The sequence below is a fragment of the Hydrogenophaga sp. genome, from assembly GCF_011772445.1.
Classification (GTDB): domain Bacteria; phylum Pseudomonadota; class Gammaproteobacteria; order Burkholderiales; family Burkholderiaceae_C; genus Hydrogenophaga.
The window spans coordinates 23270-45443 of the sequence record NZ_WVZN01000017.1 but is presented as its reverse complement, the minus strand read 5'-3'; the positions used below and the strand labels follow the sequence as shown (position 1 = coordinate 45443).

Sequence of the window (22174 nt, the reverse complement as noted above, 5' to 3'; positions counted from 1 at the left end):
CACGGTTGCCGCGGCCGATTTCGCACACTAATGGTGCATTAACGCACCAATTTAAGGATTTTCATGGCCGCACCAATTCAGGGCCCGTTTCGGCGCCCTGTGCACGCAGGCCGGCCAGCAGCTCGACAAAGGCGGGCTCGACCGCCTGCGCCGCGCCCTTGACACCCAGTTCGATGTGTCGACCGTAGGTGGGGTGGTCCACACTGGGCAGGCTGAACACCTTGACCGCGTGCGCGGCCTCGATCCGCTCCATCAGCGGCGTGAGCGCGGCTTCCATCGCGCCCATCACGATCACCGAGTGTTCGCGCCAGGCGCCTTCCTGGTGCAGATGGGCGTAGTGCTGATCGAGCACCCAGGCCAGCATGGGCCAGGCCATCACGGGAAAGCCGGGCACGAAGTGCACCTCGGCACCGCCAGGCCCGCGGCAACTGAAGCCCGGGATCTTGTTGTACGGGTTGGGGATGAGGGTGGCCCCCACCGGGAACACGCCCATGTTGTACCGGTGCACGTTGTCCGGCCGCTCGGGCTCGAACGGCACGCCCTGCTCGGCCGCCACGTCGCGCATGCGCTCCTCGATCAGCCGCGCGGCCTGCGGGTGAAGCTCAAGCTCGACACCGAGCGCGGCCGCCGCGCACTGGCGGGTGTGGTCGTCCGGGGTGGCGCCGATGCCGCCGCAACAGAACACCGGGTCGGCGCCGGAGAAGGCCGCGCGCAGCGCCGAGGTGATGCGCGCGCGGTCGTCGCCCACCACCTGGGCCCAGTTGAGCGACAGGCCGCGCTCAGCCATCAGCTCGGCCACCTTGGGCAGGTGCTTGTCCTGCCGCTTGCCCGACAGGATCTCGTCGCCCACGATGATCAACCCGAAGCCGGTGCTCATGGCGCGGGCGACTCCGGCGGCAGTGGCAATGGGCCGGGAGCGGGCGGGGCCGGCGGATGCAGCGCCGGCTCGACCGGCACCACCTCGACCGGCACCACGGCACGCAGGCGCTCCAGCACCGCCAGTGCGTAGTGCGCGAACCACAGCGAGGCGAATGCGAAGACAAGGGTGTAGACCCAGATCGCCACCGGCACCAGCAGCGGCGCCAGGGCAATGAACATCGCGCCGGACGCCCACAGCAGGCTGGGCGCGGCACCCAGGTAGCCGCACAGCACGCCCATCACCAGCAGGGTGCTGCGGTGCTCGCGCATGATCCGTCGGCGCTCGTCGGCGCTGGCGTGCGTGGCCAGGGCGTCGAAGGCAAATACGCGGTAGGTGAGCCAGCCCCAGATCAGCGGCGGCAGGATGAGCACCAGGGGCGGCACCAGCCACAGCGGCATGGACAGCAGCAATACCACCACCGCCAGCAGCGTGGAGCCCAGCGACCACAGCACGCTCACGACGAAAGAGCCGCCGCGCCGCTTCTCCAGCTGCGGAAAGCGGCGCTGACCCACCAGATCGACCATCGCCGGTGTCATGAAGGCCGCCACCAGCAGCAGGCACAGCAACACGATGACCGGCGTGGCGAGCACCAGCACGATCAGGGGCGCGAACACGGCACGCAGCGAGCCCATGCCCAGGCCGTCGAGCCAGCCGAGGAAGGCCTGCACGAGTTGGAAAGCCTCGAACCACGCCATGACGGAGGCCACCGCGCCATCCCAGAAGAAATAGCCCAGGGCGAAGGACAGCGCCACCATCAGCACCAGGGGTAGGAAAGACAGCGCGATCACGCGCGGGTGCATGCAGTACGCCACCGCGCGCCAGAAGGCATCGAACATCGCTCGCATGGCGCGAAGAATACCCGCAAGCGCTGACAACCCCGCCGCTAGGATGTCGCCCATGGATCGCATCGATGTTCATGGCGTGCGGCTGGAAGTCGCGCAGATTCCCGGCGACCCCGCCCTCGCCCCTTTGGTCTTCCTGCACGAAGGTCTGGGCAGTGTCGCCATGTGGACCCAACGGGGCCTTTGCTGGCCCGAAGTGCTGTGCCAGGCCAGCGGGCGCGCCGGCTGGCTGTTCTCGCGCCGCGGCTACGGCCAGTCCGATCCCGTGGCCGACGTGCGTGGCGCACCGCGCCAGGAGGGCTTCTGGCACGTCGGGCGCCACGAGCCCGACTACATGCACCGCGAGGCTTTCGAGGTGCTGCCGCTGCTGCTGTCCCGGCTGGGCATCCGCGAGCCACTGCTCGTGGGCCATTCCGATGGCGCCACCATCGCCCTGCTCCACGCGAGCCGGCATTCCGTGGCGGGCTGCGTGGCCATCGCCCCACACGCCTTCGTCGAGGATGTGTCGATCCGTTCCATCGCGCAGGCTCGGGACCAGTACCAGGCCACGCTCGACGACCCCCGGGGACTGCGGCAGCGCCTGGCCCGGTACCACCGCGACGTGGACAACGCCTTCTGGCAATGGAACGACGTCTGGCTCAGCCCGGCCTTCCGCGGCTTCGACATCCTGGACACCTGCGCCGACATCCGCGTCCCGCTGCTGCTGGTGCAGGGCCGGCAGGACGAATACGGCACGCTGCAACAGTTACACCGTGTGCAGGAAAGGGCGCCGCACGCCGACATACTGGCGCTGGACGACTGCGGACACAGCCCGCACCGTGACAAACCGCACGAACTCACCGAGGCACTCGACCGCTGGTTCCGGTCTTCCATCACGACATGAGCCCGGGTTACCCCATCTGATGGACGAACGCCTCCATCCACCCCCTCACAATCGGGCACGCCGAGTGCCGGTCGCAGCCTGCCGGCCACAAACGGGCGCCCAAATCCCCAACGAAATCACGAGCCGTCACGCTTTGGTCAGGACGTGCAGTCGGCAGGGCGGCCGAATCTATACACTTTGATACATCTTGGTCACGCCCTCCCCGACCGCATGAGCATCTGGACCCATCCCTGGCTGATCGCCGCTCTCGTGCCCGCCCTGCTGGCGGTGGGTGCGCTGCTGCATCGGTACTGGGCGGAACGGCAGGCGCGGCAGAAGCGCCGCCTGCCCAAGCACTGGCCGCTGGCGGGCCGGCCCCTGGCCAACAGCGAGGAAGCCCGCGTCTGGCACTGGCTCTCGCGCGCCTTCTACGACCACCACGTCATGATCAAGCTGCCGGTGACGCGCTTCACCCTGCCCCGCCAGCGCGAAGAAGGCATGGAGTGGTACCGCCTGCTGGGCGGCGTGTACTGCACCTTCACCGTGTGCAAGTCCGACGGACGTGTCATCGGCTGCCTCGACGTGCCCGGCCCGGCGGGCATTCCTCGCAGCACCCGCGCCCTCAAGCACTCGCTGCTCAGCCAGATCGGCCTGCCCTACTGGGTGGTGCGCTCCAACAGTCTGCCCACGGTGGCGGAGATCCGCGCCGAGTTCCTGGGTGAATCCGAACTCAACCGCGCCATGCGGGAACGCGAGATGGAAGAACGCGCCATCATTGCCGCGCAAACCAATCTGCGCAGCGCGCTCAATCGCCAGCGCAGCACGCGCTCGCACAGCGACTTCAACCCGCTGTCCAACTGGCCCAACAGCGCGCAGGACGCGCGCAGCAGCGACTACCACTCGCAGTGGCAGGACAACAACTCGTTCCTGATGCCGCTGGACAGCCGCAAGGGCGATCTGCTCTGAGCGAACTCGGGACCGGATCCCGGGTCTGCCGGAGAGACAATTCCCGGATTTGCTCCGTTCCGTGACCCAAGGCCTCCTGCACCGGCTCAAAGCCTGGCTGCCCTCCCCCGACACGATCCGCAGCCAGCGCTGGCTGCGCTGGCTCGCGCCATTCATGTCCCACCCGCGCCTGTGGCACCTCAGCCGCAAAGGCGTGGCCATGGGCGTGGCGCTCGGCGTGTTTTTTGGCCTGCTGATCCCCATCGCGCAGATGCCCGCGGCGGGCGTGGCGGCGGTGGTGCTGCGCGCCAACCTGCCGGCGGCCATGGCCAGCACCTTCGTCACCAACCCGGTCACCTTCGGGCCGGTCTACTACGCGGCTTACCGGCTCGGCAAAGTGGTGCTGGGAGAAGACGCGCCAGCCCATCAACGGGCTTTGGACGAGGAGCGACTGGTGGAAGAACTGACCGCCACGCCCGAAGAAGCGCCCGAGTCGCTCGGCCTCGTCGAACGCCTGCAGCGCTGGCTGGCGCAGATCGGCCGAGTCGGCAAGCCGCTGTTCACGGGGCTGGTGATTCTGGCCATCGCCTGTGGCCTGACGGTATATGTGCTGACGGACGCCTTGTGGCGCCTGCGCGTGCGCTGGAATCGCCGTCGGCGCCTGGCGCAAAGGGCATCGGCGGGCCCTGGGCCCGCCGATGGAAAAGGTGGTGGAGCTGGGGGGAATTGAACCCCCGTCCGCAAGCCTTCTTCGAGCAGTTCTACATGCGTAGCCATCTGTTTTGGGTCTCGCCAGCCGGATCGCGCAGTGGCACGCTACCCGGTCAGCCAGCAGCCTTGGATCTCATCCCGCGCCAAGCTGCCCGGCGCGGGACCAGTCGATGTGAATGACCTCGCGGCGTCAGGCCTTGCGGCCTTCGGCTCAGCCCATCGACGAGCTGTTGCGAGGATCGGGGAGTTTAGGCCCCGAGTACGCACCATTTAAGCCGCTTTGAGGGCGGAATAAACGGGAGCGTTTGCTGCTTCAGTATTGGCAGTTGGTTTGTTTCTGCGGTTTTACGAGGTGACAGAACCTCGGCATGCCCTGCTGCGCGTCCGAACCCACGTCGAAACCGGTGCAGCCCCAGGAGGAAGGGATTTTAGGGCAGATGGATCAGTTTCAAGAGGTCCAGCGGCTGTTCGATATGCGCATTGGCCCCCCAACTCGTGAGATCGGCGTCTGCACCGAGATAGCCATAGCAAGCCGCCACCGTGGACATGCCCGCCGCGCGACCCGCGACGATGTCGCGCAGATCGTCGCCCACGTACAGGCAGTGTGCCGGCTCCACGCCCAGGCGCTGCGCGGCCTCGAGCAGTGGCGCGGGATGCGGCTTGGGGTGAGGCGTGGTATCCCCGCAGACCAGGGCGCCTGCCGAGTCGAACAGGCGCAGTGCCTGGACGATGGGATGCGTGAGGCGTTCCATCTTGTTGGTCACGACACCCCAGGGCATGCCGGCCCGGTTCAATGTGTCCAGCAGCGCCGAGACCCCCTCGAACGGCCGCGTGAGTTCCAGCATGCGCACTTCGTACGCGTCAAGGAAAGCGCTGCGAAGCTCCGCGAACTCGTGGTGATCGGGTGTGATGCCGAATGCCACCCGAAGCATGCCGCGCGCCCCCGATCCGGCATGCGCACGGTAGTCCTCCAGCGGCAGAGGCGGCAGCCCGCGTGCCCGGCGCAGGCTCTCGGCCGCGCCGCCCAGGTCGGGCGCGCTGTCGATCAGGGTCCCGTCGAGATCGAACAGAACGGCTTGCAAGCCGCTGAATCGCGGGGCCATGGATCAGATCTTTCGCGTGCCGAAGAGGTAGTTCACGCTGGTGTCGCCGCTGAGCCAGTAGCGCCGCGTGAGCGGGTTGTATTCCATGCCGCGTGTGTGCTGCAGGTCAAGGCCCGCGGCGCGGCAATGTGCCGCGAGTTCGCTCGGGCGGATGAAGCGCGCGTACTCATGCGTGCCGCGGGGCAGCAGGCCCAGCACGTACTCGGCCCCGAGAATGGCGAACAGGAAGGCCTTGGCGTTGCGGTTGAGCGTGGAAAAGAAGACATGGCCGCCCGGCTTGACCAGAGCGGCACAGGCACGGACCACGGATGAGGGGTCGGGTACGTGCTCGAGCATTTCCATGCAGGTCACCACGTCGAACCCTTCGGGCTCTTCGCGCGCCAACTCCTCCACGCTGATCTCCTGGTAGCGCACGCCCGTGGTACCCGCTTCCAATGCGTGCAACTGGGCCACGCGCAGCGCCTTCGAGGCGAGATCGATGCCGAGCACGTCGGCGCCCAGCCGCGCCATGCCGTCTGACAGAACGCCGCCGCCACAACCCACGTCGAGCACGCGTTTGCCCGTCAGGCCGGCAATGCCATCGATCCACGCCATTCGCAACGGATTGATCTGATGCAGCGGGCGGAATTCGCCATCGGGGTCCCACCAGCGATGGGCGAGATCGGAGAATTTGGCCAGTTCGGCCGGGTCGGCATTGATTTGCGCAGTCATTGGACGATTATCAAGAAGACAACAAAAAACCGCGCCGAAGCGCGGTTTTTTGAGTGAAACCGAGGTGATCAGTTCTTGCGGGTACCAACCACTTCGACTTCCACGCGACGGTTCTTCGAGCGACCTTCGCGGGTGGCGTTGTCGGCCACCGGCTGGGTCAGACCCTTACCTTCGGTGTAGATGCGGTTGCTTTCGATGCCCTTGCTCACCAGGTAAGCCTTGACGGCTTCTGCACGGCGCACCGACAGGGCCTGGTTGTAGGCAGCGGCACCGGTCGAGTCGGTGTGGCCGACGGCGATCACCACTTCCAGGTTGATGCCTTGAACCTTGCCAGCCAGGTCGTCCAGCTTGGCGCGGCCTTCGGGCTTGAGCACGGCCTTGTCGAAATCGAAGAAAGCGTCGGCGGCGTAGGTCACCTTGGTGGCGGCGGCCACGGGAGCGGCGGCGGGAGCCGGGGCCGGAGCCGGGGCAGCGGCAGGAGCCGGGGCCGGAGCGGGCGCCGGGGCCGGAGCGGCCATGGGCACGATCGCGCCGTCGCAACCTTTGGCAGCGGTCGCAGGCGTCCAGGAGGCGTCACGCCAGCAGAGTTCGTTGGTGCCGTTCTTCCACACCAGCTCGCTGGTGCCATTGCGCCAGTTGTCGATGGTCTGGGCGCCAGCAGCCGTTGCCATGGCGGCGGTTGCAAACAGCATTGCCACTCGGTTGAGTTTCTTCATGGTTTTCCTCTAGGTAAGCCGCAGACGACCTGCGTGACGTAATTAGATTAGCGGCGCCTGGATGTGAGCACTCCAAAACGCTCGGGGCATTGTGCCACAAGGATCATCGCGCCAATCCCGGGGGTCCAAGATCAGACAACGCCTACGACCCCGATGCGACATCCGTTGCCGACGTACAACATGGAGTCCCGGCCGGGCATCCTGACCGCGCCGATTAAAATCTTCTGTTGCATTGCAGAGTCACCCCCAGCGCCGTTCTTCCATGACCTCATTCGCCAAAGAAACCCTGCCCATCAGTCTGGAAGAGGAGATGCGCCGGAGCTATCTCGATTACGCGATGAGCGTCATCGTGGGACGCGCCCTGCCCGACGTGCGTGACGGCCTCAAGCCGGTGCACCGGCGCGTGCTCTACGCGATGCACGAGCTCAGCAACGACTGGAACCGGCCCTACAAGAAGTCGGCCCGCATCGTCGGCGACGTCATCGGTAAATACCACCCGCACGGCGACTCCGCGGTGTACGACACCATCGTGCGCATGGCCCAGGACTTCTCCCTGCGCTACCCGCTGGTGGACGGCCAGGGCAACTTCGGCTCGGTCGACGGCGACAACGCCGCGGCCATGCGCTACACCGAAGTCCGCATGTCGAAGATCGCCCACGAGATGCTGGCCGACATCGACAAGGAAACCGTCGACTTCGGCCCCAACTACGACGGCAGCGAAAAGGAACCCCTGGTGCTGCCGACGCGCCTGCCCAACCTGCTGGTCAACGGCAGCGCCGGCATCGCGGTGGGCATGGCCACCAACATTCCGCCGCACAACCTCAACGAGGTGGTGGACGCCTGTCTGCACATGCTCAAGAACCCTGAGGCGTCGATCGACGAACTCATGGAGATCATCCCGGCGCCCGACTTCCCCACCGCCGGCATCATCTACGGCGTGCAAGGCGTGAAGGATGGCTACCGCACGGGCCGTGGCCGCGTGGTGATGCGCGCCAAGTGCCATTTCGAGGACATCGACAAGGGGCAACGCCAGGCCATCATCGTTGACGAGCTGCCCTACCAGGTCAACAAGAAGACGCTGCAGGAGCGCATGGCCGAGCTCGTGCACGAGAAGAAGATCGAGGGCATCAGCCACATCCAGGACGAGTCGGACAAGTCCGGTATGCGCCTGGTGATCGAGCTCAAGCGTGGCGAGGTGCCCGAGGTGGTGCTGAACAACCTCTACAAGCAGACCCAGCTGCAAGACACCTTCGGCATCAACATGGTGGCGCTGGTCGACGGCCAGCCGCGCCTGTGCAACCTGAAAGACCTGATCACGGTCTTTCTCGAGCACCGGCGCGAGGTGGTCACGCGGCGCACCATCTTCAACCTCCGCAAGGCGCGCGAACGCGGCCACGTACTCGAAGGCCTGGCCGTGGCGCTGGCCAACATCGACGAGTTCATCCGCATCATCCGCGAGTCGCCCACGCCGCCGGTGGCCAAGTCGGAGCTCATGAGCCGCAGCTGGGACAGCCAGCTCGTGCGCGAGATGCTCACGCGCGCCAAGGCCGACGGCGGCACGGTGAACGCGGACGATTACCGCCCGGATGGGCTCGACCGCCACTACGGCATGCAGGGTGACGGCCTGTACCGCCTCTCGGAAACGCAGGCCCAGGAGATCCTGCAGATGCGCCTGCAGCGCCTCACCGGCCTCGAGCAGGACAAGATCGTCGCCGAGTACAAGGACGTGATGGCCGAGATCGACGACCTGCTCGACATCCTGGCCCGCCCGGAGCGTGTCTCGACCATCATCAGCGAAGAGTTGATCGCGGTGCGCCAGGAGTTTGGCCAGACCAAGCTGGGCGCGCGCCGCAGCGAGATCGAACACAACGCGCAGGACCTGGCCACCGAGGACCTCATCACGCCGACCGACATGGTCGTCACCTTGAGCCACTCGGGCTACATCAAGAGCCAGCCGCTCAACGAATACCGCTCGCAAAAGCGCGGCGGGCGCGGCAAGCAGGCCACGGCCACGAAAGAAGACGACTGGGTCGACCAGCTCTTCATCGCCAACACGCACGACTGGATCCTGTGCTTCTCCAATCGCGGCCGCCTGTACTGGCTCAAGGTCTGGGAGGTGCCCAGCGGCTCGCGCGGTTCGCGCGGCAAGCCCATCGTCAACATGTTCCCGCTCGCCGAAGGCGAGAAGATCAACGTGGTGCTGGCGCTCACGGGCGAGTTCCGCAGCTTCCCGGCCGACCACTATGTGTTCATGGCCACGGCGGGCGGCACGGTCAAGAAGACGGCGCTCGACGAGTTCAGCAACCCGCGCAAGGCCGGCATCATCGCGGTCGATCTCGACGAAGGCGATTACCTGATCGGCGCCGCGCTCACCGACAGCCACCATGACGTGATGCTGTTCTCCGACGGCGGCAAGGCCGTGCGCTTCGACGAGAACGACGTGCGCCCCATGGGCCGCAACGCGCGTGGCGTGCGCGGCATGATGCTGGAAGATGGCCAGAGCGTGATCGCCATGCTGGTGGCCGAGGACGAGACGCAGAGCGTGCTGACCGCCACCGTCAACGGCTACGGCAAGCGCACGCCCATTGGCGAGTACACGCGCCATGGCCGCGGTACCAAGGGCATGATCGCCATCCAGCAAAGCGAGCGCAACGGCAAGGTCGTGGCCGCCACGCTGGTGCACACCGACGACCAGATCATGCTGATCACCGACAAGGGGGTGCTGGTGCGCACGCGCGTGGCCGAGATCCGCGAGATGGGACGCGCCACGCAGGGCGTGACGCTGATCTCGCTCGACGACGGTGACGAGCTGTCTGGTCTGCAGCGCATTGTCGAGAACGACGCCAACGCCCCCGAGGGCGGTGAACCCGACAGCGGCGAACCCGCACCAGCCGCGTGATGGCGCGGCCCTACAACTTCTCCGCCGGCCCGGCCGCGATGCCGGCCGAAGTGCTCGAGATCGCCGCGCGCGAAATGCTCGACTGGCACGGCAGCGGCATGAGCGTGATGGAGATGAGCCACCGGGGCAAGGCCTTCGGCGAGATCGCGACGCAAGCCGAAGCCGATCTGCGCGAATTGCTGGCGGTGCCGTCGCACTTCAAGATCCTGTTCATGCAGGGCGGCGGCCTGGCCGAGAACGCCATCGTCCCGATGAACCTCTCTCGCGGCGGCGTGGTGGACGTCGTGGTCACCGGCAGCTGGAGCCAGAAGTCGCTCAAGGAGGCCGCTCGCTACGCGAGCGCGCGCCTCGCGGCCAGCAACGCCGACAGCCAGCACACCACCTTGCCCGCACCGGCCAGTTGGCAACTCTCGCCCGACGCACAGTACGTGCACGTCTGCAGCAACGAGACCATCCACGGTGTGGAGTTCCAGGAGCTGCCCGACCTCAAGGCCCTGGGCAGCGAGGCACCGCTGGTGATCGACTTCTCCTCGCACGTGGCTTCGCGCCCGGTCGATTGGTCGCGCGTGGGCCTGGCCTTCGGCGGCGCGCAGAAGAACCTCGGCCCCGCCGGACTCACCCTGGTCGTGGTGCGCGAGGATCTGCTCGGCCACGCCCTGCCCATCTGCCCCAGCGCCTTCGACTACAAGACCGTGGCCGACAACGCGTCGATGTACAACACGCCGCCCACGTATGCCATCTACATGGCCGGCCTCACCTTCCAGTGGCTCAAGCGCCAGGGTGGTGTCGCGGCCATGGAGGCGCGCAACATCGCCAAGGCCAAACTGCTCTACGACTTCCTCGACCAGTCGCCGTTTTACGAGAACCGCGTCGCGCCCGAGTGCCGTTCGCGCATGAACATCCCGTTTTTCCTGAAGGACGAGTCACGCAACGAGGCCTTCCTGGCCGGTGCCCAGGCCCGCGGCCTGTTGCAGCTCAAGGGGCACAAGTCGGTGGGCGGCATGCGCGCCAGCATTTACAACGCCATTCCCATCGAGGGCGTGCAGGCCCTGGTGAACTACCTGCGCGACTTCGAAAAGGAAATGGCCTGACCCCATGGCATCCAATCCGCAACAAACCGAAGCACTGGGCGAGCTGCGCGTTCAGATCGACGCGATCGACCAGCAGTTGCTGAGCCTGCTCAACCAGCGCGCACGGGTGGCCGAGCAGGTCGGCGAGCTCAAGCGCAAGGAAGGATCGCCCTTCTTCCGGCCTGACCGCGTGGCCCAGGTCATCGAGAAGATCCAGACCGCCAACCCCGGCCCGCTGCTCAACCAGCACGTGGCCTCCATCTGGCGCGAGATCATGTCCGCCTGCCTGGCGCTGGAAACGCCCCAGCGCGTGGCCGTGCTGGGCCCGCAGGGCACCTTCTGCGAACAGGCGGCGGTCGAGTTCTTCGGCAGCGCGGCCAACCTCATCCATTGCGCCAGCTTCGACGAGGTCTTCCACGCCACCGCCGCGGGCACCGCCCAGTTCGGCGTGGTCGGCGTCGAGAACACCACCGAGGGCGTGGTCGCCCGCTCGCTCGATCTGTTCCTGCGCTCGCCCGTGCATGTGGTCGGCGAAGTGAGCCTGCTGGTGCGCCACAACCTGCTGTGCCGTGGCGCCTCGCTCGACGGCATCGAGGTCGTCATGGCCCACCCCCAGGCACTCGCGCAGTGCCAGGGCTGGCTGTCGCAGCACCTGCCGAACGCCGAGCGGCGCGCCGTCTCCAGCAATGCCGAAGGCGCCCGCCTCGCCGCCGAGGACCCGCGCTTCGCCGCCCTGGCCAGCGAGCGCGCCGCCGCGCAGTTCGGCCTGCACATCGTGGCGCACGCCGTGCAGGACGAGGCCTACAACCGCACGCGTTTCGCCATCATCTGCCTGCCGCAGACCCTGGCCATGCCACCCGCCAGCGGACGAGACTGCACCAGTCTCGTGGTGTCCGTGCCCAACCGCCCTGGCGCCGTGCACGACCTGCTGGTGCCGCTCAAGAACCACGGCGTGTCCATGACGCGCTTCGAATCGCGCCCCGCCAAGTCCGGTCAATGGGAGTACTACTTCTACATCGATCTCGCCGGCCACCCCTCGCAGCCGCACGTCGCGGCCGCGCTTGACGAACTGCAACGCCTGTGCGCCTTCTACAAGGTGCTGGGCGCCTACCCGGTGACGGAATGATGTTTGAGCAACTCGGACTGATCGGCTGCGGCCTCATGGGCGGCTCCTTCGCGCTTGCGCTCAAGCGCGCCGGCCTGGTCAAGCGCGTGGTGGGCTACAGCAAGTCGCCCTCCACCACCGAACGCGCCCGCCAGCTCGGCGTCATCGACGTCGAAGCCCCGTCCGCGCTGCTCGCCGTCTCGGGCGCCGACCTGGTGCTGCTGGCCGTGCCCGTGGCCGCCACCGAAGCCACCTTCAAGGCCATCCGCCACCTGGTGCGCAACGACGTGCTGATCATGGACGTCGGCTCCACCAAGCGCGAGGTCATCGACGCCGCGCGCCGCGTGCTGCGCGACCAGGTGGGCGTGTTCGTGCCGGCCCACCCCATCGCGGGCAAGGAACTCGCCGGCGTGGACCACGCGGACCCGGATCTCTACACCGGCCGCCAGGTCATCCTCACCCCCATCGAGCGCACCATGCCCGGCCACGTGGACAAGGCGGAAAAGGTGTGGCGCGCGCTGGGCTGCCAGGTCAAGCGCATGACGCCCGAGGGCCACGACGCCGCCTACGCCGCCATCAGCCACCTGCCGCACCTGCTGGCCTTCGCGCTCATGGGCGCCATCCAGAAGCAGCCCGAAGGCAACGATTTCCTGGCCCTCGCCGGCCCGGGCTTTCGCGATTTCACCCGCATCGCCGCCAGCGACGCGGCCATCTGGCGCGACATCCTGCTCTCCAACAAGGAAGAGCTGATCACCCAGTCGCGCCATTTCCTGCGTGCACTGCAGGAACTGGAAACGGCCATCAAGAACAACGACCCCGACGCGCTCGAAACCCTGATCGACCAGGCCAGCGAAGCGCGCGCGAACTGGCGCATGACGGCCATCAAGCCTCAAGGCTGATCCGCCCACTGCGCATGTTCGACATCTCCAGCCTCGACATCCCCTCGCTGGTCAGCGCCGGCGGCCACGTACGCCTGCCGGGCTCCAAGAGCATCTCCAATCGCGTGCTGCTGCTCGCAGCGCTGAGCGAAGGCCCCACGCTGGTGGAAGACCTGCTCGACTCCGACGACACGCGCGTCATGCTCGCCGCCCTGCGCCAGCTCGGCTGTGCCATCGACGAAACCGGCCCCGCCAGCGTGCGCGTGCAGGGGCTGGGCGGACAGTTGCCAGTGCATGAGGGCGAGCTGTTCCTCGGCAATGCCGGCACCGCCATGCGCCCGCTCACGGCCGCGCTGGCGCTGATGGCCACGGCCCAGGGCGCACAGTTCGAACTCGCCGGCGTGCCCCGCATGCACGAGCGCCCCATCGGCGACCTGGTGGACGCTCTGCGTCAACTCGGCTGCCCGGTGGAATGCCTGCAGAACGAGGGCTACCCCCCGCTGCGCCTGGGCGACGGCGCGCCCCACCCGCTGCACCTGAGCGAGCCCATCCGCGTGCGGGGAGACGTCTCCAGCCAGTTCCTCACCGCGCTGCTGCTCGCACTCCCGCTGGTGGCGCGGGACACAGACGTGGTCATCGAGGTGGTCACCGAACTGATCTCCAAACCCTACATCGAGATCACGCTGAACCTGTTGCAACGCTTCGGCGTGATCGTGCGCCGCGAAGGCTGGCAGCGCTTCACCATCCCGCGCGGCAGCCGCTACGCCTCGCCCGGGCGCATCGCCGTCGAGGCCGATGCGTCTTCCGCCAGTTACTTCATCGCGCTCGGCGCCATCGCGCCGGCCACGCCGGGCACCGACGGCGTCGTCATCGAAGGCGTGGGCCTGGACTCCATCCAGGGTGACATCCGCTTCGTCGAAGCGGCACGCCTCATGGGCGCCGAGGTCGCGGACGAAGGCAAAGCCCTTCGCGTGCGCCGCGGCGCCTGGCCGCTCAAGGCCATCGACCTCGACTGCAACCACATCCCTGACGCGGCCATGACGCTGGCCGTGATGGCGCTCTACGCCGACGGCACCACCACGCTGCGCAACATCGCGAGCTGGCGCGTGAAGGAAACCGACCGCATCGCCGCCATGGCCATTGAAGGCCGCAAGCTCGGCGCCACGATCGAGGAAGGGGCGGACTTCATCCGCGTCACGCCACCTCAGGCCTGGAGAAGGGCCAGCATCCACACCTACGACGACCACCGCGTCGCCATGTGCTTCTCGCTGGCCGCCTTCAACCCGGCGGGCTTGCCGGTGCGCATCGAAGACCCGAAGTGCGTGGGCAAGACCTTCCCCGACTATTTCGAAACCTTCTTCAGCGTTTGCCACACCCCGGCCGAGCGCATCCCTGTGATCTGCATCGATGGCCCCACCGCCTCCGGCAAGGGCACGCTCGCGGCCGAGATCGCCTCGCGGCTCGGCTACCACCTGCTCGACTCCGGCGCCCTGTACCGCCTGGTGGGCCTGGCGGCCGAACGCGAAGGCCTGTCCACCACCGAAGCCGACCTGCGCGACCCGGTCCACGCCGAACGCATGGGCCGCCTGGCTGCCGGGCTGGACGTGCGCTTCACCCCTGGCAAGACCTGGCTCGATGGGGAAGACGTCACCGAGGCCCTGCGCGCCGAGTCCGCCGGCATGGCCGCCTCGCGCGTGTCGGCCGTGCCCCAGGTGCGTGCCGCCCTGGTCGACCTGCAACTGCAGATGCGCCGCCTGCCTGGCCTGGTGGCCGACGGACGCGACATGGGCACGGTGATCTTCCCGGCCGCCCCGCTCAAGATCTACCTCACCGCCAGCGCCGGGCAGCGCGCCCAGCGCCGCCATAAGCAGTTGATTTCAAAGGGAATACCCGCTATACTCGCCGACCTTCTGGCCGATCTTCAAGCACGCGACGCACGCGACATGAACCGCGCGCACGCCCCCCTGAAGCCGGCCGAAGACGCGGTGCTGCTGGACAACTCCGAACTGGACATCGAGCAATCGGTGCAATTCGTGTTGAAACGCTGGCACGGCCAACAGGCTTTCCCGGCTCGCTGAGAAAGCCCCCCGCAGGCCCCGAAGACCCCGCCGGATGTTCCCCGTCCGCAGGTCCGAGGGATCGTCAACCAACCCGCCGTGTTCCGCACGGCACAACGTCACACCGCCCAACCGTCGTCACCCGCGCCGCCCTTGCCGGGCATCCTCGCGCCGACGCCAAGCGGTTTCAGGAAATCTCCATGTCTGAATCTTTTGCCGCCCTCTTTGAAGAGTCCCTCAAGCGCGCCGAAATGCGCGCGGGCGAAGTCATCACCGCCGAGGTCGTTCGCATCGAACACAACCACGTGGTGGTCAACGCCGGTCTGAAGTCGGAAGCCTACGTCCCGCTGTCCGAATTCAAGAACGACCAGGGCGAACTCGAAGTGCAGGTCGGTGACTTCGTCTCCGTCGCCATCGACTCCGTCGAGAACGGCTTCGGCGACACCCTGCTCTCGCGCGACAAGGCCAAGCGCCTGGCCTCGTGGATGGCCCTCGAGAAAGCCCTCGAATCGGGCGAATTCGTCACCGGCACCACCACCAGCAAGGTCAAGGGCGGCCTCAAGGTCATGGTCAACGGCATCAGCGCCTTCCTGCCGGGCTCGCTGGTCGACAGCCGTCCCACCAAGGACCTCACCCCCTACGAGAACAAGACCCTGGAATTCAAGGTCATCAAGCTCGACCGCAAGCGCAACAACGTGGTGCTGAGCCGCCGCGCCGTGGTGGAAGCCTCCATGGGCGAAGAGCGCGCCAAACTGATGGAAACGCTGAAAGAAGGCGCCATCGTCAACGGCGTGGTCAAGAACATCACCGACTACGGCGCGTTCGTCGACCTCGGCGGCATCGACGGCCTGCTGCACATCACCGACATGTCCTGGGGCCGCGTGCGCCACCCCAGCGAGGTGGTGCAGGCCGGCCAGGAAATCACGGCCAAGATCCTCAAGTTCGACACCGAGAAGCAGCGCGTCTCGCTGGGCCTCAAGCAAATGGGCGACGACCCGTGGCTGGGCGTGAGCCGCCGCTACCCGCAAGGCACCCGCATGTTCGGCAAGGTCACCAACATCGCCGACTACGGCGCGTTCGTGGAACTCGAGCCCGGCATCGAAGGCCTGGTGCACGTTTCCGAAATGGACTGGACCAACAAGAACGTGGCCCCGTCCAAGCTGGTGTCGCTGGGCGACGAGGTCGAGGTCATGGTGCTCGACATCGACGAAGACAAGCGCCGCATCTCGCTGGGCATGAAGCAGTGCAAGGCCAACCCCTGGCACGAGTTCGCCGAGCAGACCAAGCGCGGTGACCGCGTCAAGGGCCCGATCAAGTCCATCACCGACTTCGGCGTGTTCGTCGGCCTGGCCGGCGGCATCGACGGCCTGGTGCACCTGTCCGACCTGTCCTGGAACGAAGCCGGCGAACAAGCCGTGCGCAACTACAAGAAGGGCCAGGAAGTCGAGGCCGTGGTGCTCGCCATCGACGTCGAGCGCGAGCGCATCAGCCTGGGCATCAAGCAGCTCGACGGTGACCCGTTCACCACCTTCGTGTCGGTCAACGACAAGGGCTCCGTGGTGACCGGCAAGGTCAAGACCGTGGACGCCAAGGGCGCCGAGATCGACCTGGGTGAAGACGTGCTGGGCTACCTGCGCGCCTCCGAGATCAGCCGCGACCGCGTGGAAGACGCCCGCAACGTGCTCAAGGAAGGCGACGAGGTCTCGGCCGTGGTCGTCAACGTGGACCGCAAGACGCGCAACATCCAGCTGTCGATCAAGGCCAAGGACAACGCCGACGCGCAGGAAGCCATGGCCAACCTGAGCCAGAGCTCGGGCAACGCCGGTACCACCAGCCTGGGCGCCCTGCTGCGCGCCAAGCTGGACAACACCGGCAACGGCCGCTGATCCGCGTCATCGATGACCCGCAGCGATCTTGTCGAAGCCCTGGCCGCCCGGTTCGGCCAGCTGACCCACCGAGATGCCGAGTTCGCCGTCAAGGCGATCCTCGACGCCATGGGCGACGCCCTGGTGAAGGGCCACCGCATCGAGATCCGGGGCTTCGGCAGTTTCTCGGTCAATCGTCGCTCGCCTCGCATCGGACGCAACCCGCGTTCGGGCGAGAGCGTGATGATTCCCGAGAAGCGCGTGCCCCACTTCAAACCGGGCAAGGCCCTGCGCGAGCAGGTCGACGAGCGCACCGCCCTCATGCAACAGCATGAGGACCAGCAGCGCACCGGCTGAAGACCCCATCGCTACAATCGTCCCCCACCACTTGAGGGGATGTTTTGAAGTACCTCATGTGGCTGCTCAACGCGGCCATTTTTTTTGTCCTCTTCGCTTTCGCGCTGAACAACCAGGACAGTGTGACCCTGAAGCTGTTCTTCGGGCACAGCTGGGAGGCGCCCTTGGTGCTGGTGCTGCTGCTGGTGCTGCTCATCGGCGTGTTCCTCGGCGTCATCGTCATGCTGCCCCTGTGGCTGCGCGCGCGCCGGAACCGCCAGCGCAGCGGCAACACCACCCTGTTCGGCAACGAGACCACGCTCATGCCGCAAGACCCCGTCGATCGCCGGCATGGACTTTGACCTGACCTGGCTGCTCTGGGGCCTGCCGCTGGCGTTCGCGCTGGGCTGGGTCGCGTCACGCCTCGACCTGCGCCAGTGGCGCATCGAAGGCCGGCAGGCGCCCAAGGCCTACTTCCGCGGCCTCAACCACCTGCTCAACGAACAGCAGGACCAGGCCATCGACGCTTTCATCGAGGCCGTGCAGGGCGACCCCGACACCACCGAACTGCACTTCGCCCTGGGCAACCTGTTCCGCCGCCGCGGCGACTACGACCGCGCCGTGCGTGTGCACGAGCACCTGCTCTCGCGCGCCGACCTGAGCCGCAAGGAGCGTGAGCGCGCCCAGCACGCGCTGGCGCTCGACTTTCTCAAGGCCGGCCTGCTCGACCGCGCCGAATCGGCGCTCAGCAAGCTCGAAGGCACCGCCTTCGAGAACGAGGCGCGCCTGGCGCTGCTGGGCATCTACGAACGCTCGCGCGACTGGGCCCGGGCCCGTGCCATCGCCGACAAGCTCGACGCCGTGGAGCACGGCGCCTTCACCACGCGCATCGCGCACTACCTGTGTGAGCTCGCCGAGCTCGCGCACCGCGAGGGCCAGGCCGAGCGCGTGCGCGCCCTGCTCGACGAGGCCGTGCGGCGCGCGCCCACGCTGGCGCGCGGCTGGATGGCGCGATCAGCCCTGCGCAACCAGCAGGGTGACGCCACGGGCGCCCTCGACGACCTGCTGGCCCTGGCCGAGCACGCCCCCGCATCGCTGCCACTGGCCGCACGCGCCATGGCCGAGCTCGCGCAACAGACGGGCCGCGTCGATCCCATCCTGCGCACCCTGGGCAATGCCCAGGCGCGTGCACCTTCCATCGACATCACCGAGGCACTGGCCCGCCTGGCGACGGCACCCGATGGCGCACGCGGCATGTACCTGCGCCACCTCGAGGCCGAACCCTCGCTGGTCATCGCGAGCCAATGGCTCGCGGGCGAAACCCTGTCCGACCCGCAGGCCCAGGCCAGCGTTCAGCGCGCGCTCGACCAGGCGAGCGGCCCCCTCAAGCGATACCGCTGCGCCGCCTGCGGCTTCGAGGCGCGCCAGCACTTCTGGCAATGCCCCGGCTGCCAGGCCTGGGACAGCTACCCCGCCCGGCGCGTCGAAGAGCTCTAGGCCGCGCCGTAGCCACCGCCTCCGGGCGTGTGGATCTCGAAGATGTCGCCCATGGCCATCTCGGCCTGGCCGATGTGCTTCAGTTCCTCCGTGCGCCCGTCGGCCCTCACCACGCGGTTGATGCCCAAGGCCCCCGGCTGGCCACCCGCCATGCCGAACGACGGATGCACCCGGCCGTTGGACAGGATGCTCGCCGTCATCGGCTCCAGGAAACGCACGCGGCGCACGCCGCCATCGCCCCCACGCCAGCGCCCCGCACCGCCCGAGCCCTTGCGGATCTCGTAGCTCTCCAGCCGCACGGGGAATCGGAACTCCAGCACCTCCGGGTCCGTCATGCGCGAGTTGGTCATGTGCGTCTGCACCACCGCCGTGCCGTCGAATCCTTCGCCAGCGCCCGAGCCGCCCGAGATCGTCTCGTAGTACTGGTGGCGCGCGTTGCCGAAGGTGAAGTTGTTCATCGTGCCCTGGCTCGCCGCCATCGCGCCCAGTGCGCCGTACAGCGCGTTGGTGATGCAGGTGGAGGTCTCCACGTTGCCCGCCACCACCGAGGCCGGCGGGTTCGGGTTGAGCATGCAGCCCGGCGGAATGATCACCTCGATGGGCTTCAAGCAGCCCGCATTGAGCGGGATGTCGTCGTCCACCAGCGTGCGGAACACGTAGAGCACCGCCGCCATGCACACGGCCGTGGGCGCGTTGAAGTTGTTGGTCTGCTGCGGGCTGGTGCCGGTGAAGTCGATGCGCGCGCTGCGCTCGGCGGCGTTCACGCGCACCGCCACCTGGATCTGCGCGCCGTTGTCCAGCGGCAGCGTGTACGCGCCGTCCTTCAGGCGCGTGATCACGCGGCGCACCGACTCCTCCGCGTTGTCCTGCACGTGGCGCATGTAGGCCTGCACCACGTCCAGGCCGAACTGCTCCACCATCTTGCGCAGCTCCTGCACGCCCTTTTCGTTGGCCGCAATCTGGGCCTTCAGGTCGGCCATGTTCTGCTGCGGGTTGCGGCTGGGGTACTCGCCGCTCTGCAGCAAGGCGATCATCTCGGCCTCGCGCAGGCGCCCGCCCGCCACCAGCTTCACGTTGTCGATCTGCACGCCCTCTTCCTCGATGCGCGTCGAGAACGGCGGCATGGAACCGGGCGTGGTGCCGCCGATGTCGGCGTGGTGGCCGCGCGAGCCCACGTAGAAGGTGGGCTGGTCCGCACCGCCGATGTAGACCGGCGTGATCACCGTCACGTCGGGCAGGTGCGTGCCGCCGTGGTACGGGTCGTTGAGCACGTACACGTCGCCCGGTTGCATGCGGCCCGCGTTCTTGCGGATCACGGTCTTGATGCTCTCGCCCATCGAGCCGAGGTGCACCGGCATGTGCGGCGCGTTGGCGACCAGGTTGCCCTCGGCGTCGAACAGCGCGCAGGAGAAGTCGAGCCGCTCCTTGATGTTCACCGAGTAGGCGGTGTTCTGCAGCAGCAGGCCCATCTGCTCGGCGATGTTCATGAACAGGTTGTTGAACACCTCCAGCAGCACCGGGTCCACCGTGGTGCCCACGGCGTGGCGCGTGGCGCGCGGCACGCGTCGTTCCAGCACCAGGTGGTCCAGCGCGGTGAGCTGCGCCTCCCAGCCGGGCTCCACCACGGTGGTGGCGTTCTTCTCGGCGATGATGGCCGGACCGGGGATCACGTCGCCGGGGCGCAGGTCCTCGCGCACCACCAGCGCGGCGTCCAGCCACTGGCCTTCGGCGTACACGCGCACCGTGTCGCGGCGCGGCACCTCGCGCGGCTCGTGCAGGGCGTGGCGCGGCTCGGCCGGCGCGTCGCCCGCCACCACGGCCTCCACCGACACCGCCTCGGCGATGAGGCGCTTGCCCGGCATCAGAAACGCGAACCGCTGGCGGTACGCGGCCTCGAACGCCGCTTCGATCGCCGCGATGTCGCCGAACGGCACGATCAGCGCGGCGTCGCTGCCCTCGTAGCGCACGTGCACGCGGCGGTGCAGCTGCACCTCGCCCGCGCTCACCTGCTGCGCGCGCAACTCGTCGCCCGCGGACCGGGCCAGGGTGTCGAGCTGCGCGGCAATGGCGTCGAGCGCGCCCGCGTCCAGCACACGCTCCACCGCCTGTTCCTTGATCACGTTCTGGTCGGCCAGGCCCATGCCATAGGCGCTCAGCACACCGGCCAGCGGGTGCACGAAGACCCGGCCCATGCCCAGGGCGTCGGCCACCAGGCAGGCGTGCTGGCCGCCCGCGCCGCCGAAGCACTGCAGGGTGTAGCGCGTCACGTCGTATCCGCGCGCCACCGAGATCTTCTTGATCGCGTTGGCCATCTGCTGCACGGCGATCCGGATGAAGCCCTCGGCCACGTCCTCGGCGCTGCGCCCGGTCTGTTGCGCGAGCTCGGCGAACTTCTGGCGCACGGCCTCGGCGCTCAGGGCCTCGTTGGCCTGGGGCCCGAACACTTTGGGGAAATGCGCCGGCTGGATCTTGCCGAGCATCACGTTGGCGTCCGTCACGGCCAGCGGGCCGCCGCGCCGGTAGCTCGCGGGCCCGGGGTTCGCGCCCGCGCTCTCGGGCCCCACGCGGAAACGCGAGCCATCGAAGCTGAGGATGGAGCCGCCACCGGCCGCCACGGTGTGGATGCTCATCATGGGCGCGCGCATGCGCACGCCGGCCACCTGGGTCTCGAACTCGCGCTCGAAGGCGCCCGCGTAGTGCGACACGTCGGTGGACGTGCCACCCATGTCGAAGCCGATCACCTTGTCGTGCCCGGCCAAAGTCGCCGTGCGCGCCATGCCGACAATTCCGCCCGCCGGGCCGGAGAGGATCGCGTCCTTGCCCTGGAAACGGTGCGCATCGGTCAGGCCACCACTGCTCTGCATGAAGAACAGCGGCACACCGGGCATCTCGCTCGCCACCTGATCCACGTAGCGGCGCAGGATGGGCGAGAGGTAGGCGTCCACCACCGTGGTGTCGCCCCGGCTCACGAATTTCATCATCGGGCTGGTCTCGTGCGATGTGCTGACCTGCGTGAAGCCGATCTCCTTCGCCAGCCGCGCGGCCGCGGCCTCGTGCGCGCTGTAGCGGTAGCCGTGCATGAACACGATGGCCACGCTGCGCAGGCCGGCGTCGAACGCGGCCCACAGGCGCTCGCGCAGGTGCGCCTCGTCCAGCGCCTCGATCACCTCGCCGTGCGCGGCCACGCGCTCCTGCGCCTCGATCACCCGGCTGTACAGCAGCTCGGGCAGCACGATGTTCCGGTCGAACAGGCGCGGGCGGTTCTGGTAGGCAATGCGCAGCGCGTCGCGAAAGCCGCAGGTGGTGACCAGCAGCGTCGGCTCGCCCTTGCGCTCCAGCAAGGCGTTGGTGGCCACCGTGGTGCCCATCTTCACACAGGCCACCTGGTCGGGCGTCACCGGTTCGCCGGCCTTCAGGCCCAGCAGGTGGCGGATGCCCGCCACCGCCGCGTCGCGGTATTGCTCGGGGTTTTCGGAGAGCAGCTTGTGCGTGGTCAGCGTGCCGTCGGGGCGCTTGGCCACGATGTCGGTGAAGGTGCCGCCACGGTCAATCCAGAACTGCCAGCGGGGGTCTTGCGTCGGGGTCATGTCGGTCGGGCGCGTGCGCCGTGAAAGAGGAAGGAATGAAAGGAAAAGCCGGTTCCCCGCGGTGGAGGCGT

The 22174-nt window shown here is 67.7% G+C and carries 18 protein-coding genes and 1 other RNA gene; 12 read left to right on the top strand and 7 right to left on the bottom strand.

All coding sequences use genetic code 11. The features are described from left to right. Positions 1-61: 61 nt before the first annotated feature. Positions 62-877, bottom strand: coding sequence for a molybdopterin-binding protein (locus GTO19_RS07035; protein WP_291019656.1), 816 nt, complete (start codon positions 875-877; stop codon positions 62-64). Further along, on the bottom strand, positions 874-1764 hold the full coding sequence (locus tag GTO19_RS07030) for an EI24 domain-containing protein (protein ID WP_291019653.1): 891 nt from the start codon (positions 1762-1764) through the stop codon (positions 874-876). The genes GTO19_RS07035 and GTO19_RS07030 overlap by 4 nt, the downstream gene beginning before the upstream one ends. Before the next feature lie 52 nt (positions 1765-1816). Between GTO19_RS07030 and GTO19_RS07025 the strand changes: the two genes are divergently transcribed. From GTO19_RS07025 to GTO19_RS07015, 3 genes are all read left to right on the top strand, one after another. After that, complete coding sequence (locus GTO19_RS07025) at positions 1817-2644, top strand: alpha/beta hydrolase (RefSeq protein ID WP_291019650.1); 828 nt, start codon at positions 1817-1819, stop codon at positions 2642-2644. Between the two features lie 210 nt (positions 2645-2854). Further along, the gene (locus GTO19_RS07020) at positions 2855-3589 is read left to right on the top strand and encodes a hypothetical protein (RefSeq protein ID WP_291019647.1); all 735 of its coding nucleotides are present in this window, start codon (positions 2855-2857) and stop codon (positions 3587-3589) included. A gap of 61 nt (positions 3590-3650) precedes the next feature. Further along, positions 3651-4298 (top strand): DUF2062 domain-containing protein, encoded by a 648-nt coding sequence (locus tag GTO19_RS07015; RefSeq protein WP_291019644.1) that lies wholly within the window; start codon positions 3651-3653, stop codon positions 4296-4298. Here the strand turns inward: GTO19_RS07015 and ssrA are convergent. The 4 genes from ssrA to ompA all read right to left on the bottom strand — a co-directional run bounded on the left by ssrA (position 4277) and on the right by ompA (position 6809). Then, positions 4277-4693, bottom strand: a transfer-messenger RNA (tmRNA) gene (gene ssrA / locus GTO19_RS07010). The two genes, GTO19_RS07015 and ssrA, sit on opposite strands and share 22 nt — an antisense overlap. Before the next feature lie 14 nt (positions 4694-4707). Beyond that, positions 4708-5382, bottom strand: a complete 675-nt coding sequence (locus GTO19_RS07005; RefSeq protein ID WP_291019641.1) for an HAD family hydrolase — start codon at positions 5380-5382, stop codon at positions 4708-4710. A gap of 3 nt (positions 5383-5385) precedes the next feature. After that, on the bottom strand, positions 5386-6093 hold the full coding sequence (ubiG, locus tag GTO19_RS07000; RefSeq protein ID WP_291019639.1) for a bifunctional 2-polyprenyl-6-hydroxyphenol methylase/3-demethylubiquinol 3-O-methyltransferase UbiG: 708 nt from the start codon (positions 6091-6093) through the stop codon (positions 5386-5388). A gap of 68 nt (positions 6094-6161) precedes the next feature. Further along, positions 6162-6809: an outer membrane protein OmpA gene (ompA, locus tag GTO19_RS06995; RefSeq protein ID WP_009517683.1), complete on the bottom strand. Its 648-nt coding sequence runs from the start codon at positions 6807-6809 to the stop codon at positions 6162-6164. Positions 6810-7071: 262 nt separating this feature from the next. Between ompA and gyrA the strand changes: the two genes are divergently transcribed. From gyrA to lapB, 9 genes are all read left to right on the top strand, one after another. Then, a complete protein-coding gene (gyrA, locus tag GTO19_RS06990) occupies positions 7072-9708 on the top strand; it encodes a DNA gyrase subunit A (RefSeq protein ID WP_291019605.1) in 2637 nt (878 codons plus the stop codon). Continuing rightward, a complete protein-coding gene (gene serC / locus GTO19_RS06985) occupies positions 9708-10799 on the top strand; it encodes a 3-phosphoserine/phosphohydroxythreonine transaminase (RefSeq protein WP_291019602.1) in 1092 nt (363 codons plus the stop codon). Before gyrA ends, serC begins: the two co-directional genes overlap by 1 nt. Before the next feature lie 4 nt (positions 10800-10803). After that, positions 10804-11904 (top strand): prephenate dehydratase, encoded by a 1101-nt coding sequence (gene pheA, locus GTO19_RS06980; protein ID WP_291019599.1) that lies wholly within the window; start codon positions 10804-10806, stop codon positions 11902-11904. Next, on the top strand, positions 11904-12782 hold the full coding sequence (locus GTO19_RS06975; protein WP_291019597.1) for a prephenate dehydrogenase/arogenate dehydrogenase family protein: 879 nt from the start codon (positions 11904-11906) through the stop codon (positions 12780-12782). Before pheA ends, GTO19_RS06975 begins: the two co-directional genes overlap by 1 nt. Positions 12783-12796: 14 nt before the next feature. Continuing rightward, positions 12797-14839: a bifunctional 3-phosphoshikimate 1-carboxyvinyltransferase/cytidylate kinase gene (locus GTO19_RS06970; RefSeq protein ID WP_291019595.1), complete on the top strand. Its 2043-nt coding sequence runs from the start codon at positions 12797-12799 to the stop codon at positions 14837-14839. 179 nt (positions 14840-15018) lie between these two features. After that, positions 15019-16704, top strand: a complete 1686-nt coding sequence (gene rpsA / locus GTO19_RS06965; protein ID WP_291019592.1) for a 30S ribosomal protein S1 — start codon at positions 15019-15021, stop codon at positions 16702-16704. Between the two features lie 12 nt (positions 16705-16716). Next, positions 16717-17040 carry an integration host factor subunit beta gene (locus GTO19_RS06960; RefSeq protein WP_291019589.1) on the top strand — a complete coding sequence of 108 codons (324 nt, stop codon included), beginning with the start codon at positions 16717-16719 and terminating at the stop codon, positions 17038-17040. A 44-nt stretch (positions 17041-17084) separates the two neighbouring features. Beyond that, positions 17085-17381: a lipopolysaccharide assembly LapA domain-containing protein gene (locus GTO19_RS06955; RefSeq protein ID WP_291019587.1), complete on the top strand. Its 297-nt coding sequence runs from the start codon at positions 17085-17087 to the stop codon at positions 17379-17381. Continuing rightward, a complete protein-coding gene (lapB, locus tag GTO19_RS06950; RefSeq protein WP_291019585.1) occupies positions 17371-18516 on the top strand; it encodes a lipopolysaccharide assembly protein LapB in 1146 nt (381 codons plus the stop codon). The genes GTO19_RS06955 and lapB overlap by 11 nt, the downstream gene beginning before the upstream one ends. Here lapB and GTO19_RS06945 read toward each other — a convergent pair. Then, on the bottom strand, positions 18513-22103 hold the full coding sequence (locus tag GTO19_RS06945; protein WP_291019583.1) for a hydantoinase B/oxoprolinase family protein: 3591 nt from the start codon (positions 22101-22103) through the stop codon (positions 18513-18515). The genes lapB and GTO19_RS06945 overlap by 4 nt on opposite strands. Positions 22104-22174 lie beyond the last annotated feature (71 nt).

Bases quoted from the DNA above. Each gene is read 5' to 3' on its own strand.
- GTO19_RS07035 (WP_291019656.1), bottom strand. From the start codon at position 877: ATGAGCACCGGCTTCGGGTTGATCATCGTGGGCGACGAGATCCTGTCG.
- GTO19_RS07030 (WP_291019653.1), bottom strand. From the start codon at position 1,764: ATGCGAGCGATGTTCGATGCCTTCTGGCGCGCGGTGGCGTACTGCATG.
- GTO19_RS07025 (WP_291019650.1), top strand. From the start codon at position 1,817: ATGGATCGCATCGATGTTCATGGCGTGCGGCTGGAAGTCGCGCAGATT.
- GTO19_RS07020 (WP_291019647.1), top strand. From the start codon at position 2,855: ATGAGCATCTGGACCCATCCCTGGCTGATCGCCGCTCTCGTGCCCGCC.
- GTO19_RS07005 (WP_291019641.1), bottom strand. From the start codon at position 5,382: ATGGCCCCGCGATTCAGCGGCTTGCAAGCCGTTCTGTTCGATCTCGAC.
- ubiG (WP_291019639.1), bottom strand. From the start codon at position 6,093: ATGACTGCGCAAATCAATGCCGACCCGGCCGAACTGGCCAAATTCTCC.
- ompA (WP_009517683.1), bottom strand. From the start codon at position 6,809: ATGAAGAAACTCAACCGAGTGGCAATGCTGTTTGCAACCGCCGCCATG.
- gyrA (WP_291019605.1), top strand. From the start codon at position 7,072: ATGACCTCATTCGCCAAAGAAACCCTGCCCATCAGTCTGGAAGAGGAG.
- serC (WP_291019602.1), top strand. From the start codon at position 9,708: ATGGCGCGGCCCTACAACTTCTCCGCCGGCCCGGCCGCGATGCCGGCC.
- pheA (WP_291019599.1), top strand. From the start codon at position 10,804: ATGGCATCCAATCCGCAACAAACCGAAGCACTGGGCGAGCTGCGCGTT.
- GTO19_RS06975 (WP_291019597.1), top strand. From the start codon at position 11,904: ATGTTTGAGCAACTCGGACTGATCGGCTGCGGCCTCATGGGCGGCTCC.
- GTO19_RS06970 (WP_291019595.1), top strand. From the start codon at position 12,797: ATGTTCGACATCTCCAGCCTCGACATCCCCTCGCTGGTCAGCGCCGGC.
- rpsA (WP_291019592.1), top strand. From the start codon at position 15,019: ATGTCTGAATCTTTTGCCGCCCTCTTTGAAGAGTCCCTCAAGCGCGCC.
- GTO19_RS06960 (WP_291019589.1), top strand. From the start codon at position 16,717: ATGACCCGCAGCGATCTTGTCGAAGCCCTGGCCGCCCGGTTCGGCCAG.
- lapB (WP_291019585.1), top strand. From the start codon at position 17,371: ATGGACTTTGACCTGACCTGGCTGCTCTGGGGCCTGCCGCTGGCGTTC.
- GTO19_RS06945 (WP_291019583.1), bottom strand. From the start codon at position 22,103: ATGACCCCGACGCAAGACCCCCGCTGGCAGTTCTGGATTGACCGTGGC.